1 protein-coding gene is annotated in these 362 nt (G+C 68.2%); it reads left to right on the top strand.

Annotation, left to right across the window (positions count from 1 at the left end):
* Positions 1-52 precede the first annotated feature (52 nt).
* Positions 53-362 (top strand): helix-turn-helix domain-containing protein (locus ACQG3P_RS18915; RefSeq protein WP_426805893.1); only part of this gene is annotated, 310 nt, incomplete at its 3' end.

Here is a 362-nt window from a genome sequence, read left to right as displayed (position 1 = left end):
CGACGTACTGGGGCGGTCGACGACGATTCAACCCGTTGGGAGGAGATACTCGATGACGAGTCTCGCCGAATGGAACACGACCCCCACCCGTGCGGGTGGGGCGGCCTCCGTGCTCGACCGGATCATCTCGATCCTCGACGCGGTCCGCGAGTCGGGTGGCTTCATCTCGATCACGGAACTCGCGGAGCGCACCACGATGCCGAAGTCGACGGTATCCCGTCTCGTCGCAGATCTGACCGCGCAGCGCTACCTGGAGCGTGCGGACGAAGGCGTCACCCTCGGACTGCGCCTGTTCGAACTCGGCGCCCGCGCGAGCATGCCCCGCCGACTCCTCGCCGCCGCGGCCCCCGTCATCCGGAACC

The organism is Stenotrophomonas sp. SrG, from assembly GCF_050031795.1.
GTDB classification, from domain to species: Bacteria; Pseudomonadota; Gammaproteobacteria; order Xanthomonadales; family Xanthomonadaceae; genus Stenotrophomonas; species Stenotrophomonas rhizophila_A.
The sequence above is the reverse complement of the archived record's forward strand: the minus strand, read 5'-3'. Positions and strand labels throughout refer to the sequence as shown.